This is a genomic window from Quyinboa sediminis (assembly GCF_042219855.1).
GTDB lineage: Bacteria > Bacteroidota > Bacteroidia > Bacteroidales > UBA5342 > JBHJHP01.
In genome coordinates, this window is the sequence record NZ_JBHJHP010000041.1 from 1 (window position 1) to 672 (window position 672).

Below are 672 nucleotides of genomic sequence, written 5' to 3' on the forward strand. Positions count from 1 at the left end.
AAACCCTTGAGAAGAAAATAATATGAAAATTAATCATATTTCAAGCATTACAACTCTAATTTCAATGATTGTTATATCTATGATTTCGTGTAATCAAGTAACTAAAACTGACTTAAACGCAGCGGAAAAAGTTCTTGAAAAAATTGGAGGTAAAGCAGATTTATTTTATACAGAATACGAACTAAATGAGATAAATGATTTTAAAAAAATCGTTGACTTTCAAATTCAAAACTGTAATTGGATTGATAGTCTAGAATTTGATAAAAATTTAGTAGCTCCTTATGCCGCTTTCCATTTGTATAGTGAACTTAGTAATGAGACAAAAGATAAATACGAGGCTGTGAATATTTCTTTTGATAATAATTTAGAAGATGATGTTTACGGAAAATATATTTATTCTATGGAAGAATTAGAATTCATAAATAATGCATTCTCAACTACTAAAACTTATCTTAATGACTTATTAATAAATCAGGTTGATTTTAAACCTTTAAATTTTATTCAAAGTGTAAGTTTAAATAAGCTAAAGATTGACAGTATCAATACTAATATACTCAATGAAATAAATAACAAAATATTGAGAATTGATTTATTAAGTTTTGGTTATTTAGAAAACAACTACATCACTTTATTGAGTATGATTGAATATAAACCAAATGAATTTCATGTCGT

At 24.7% G+C, this 672-nt stretch carries 1 protein-coding gene; it reads left to right on the plus strand.

Features of this window, described 5'->3' with window-relative positions; genetic code table 11:
• Positions 1–22: 22 nt before the first annotated feature.
• A partial coding sequence (locus ACE1EF_RS20080) for a hypothetical protein (protein ID WP_375722500.1) occupies positions 23–672 on the plus strand: 650 nt, incomplete at its 3' end.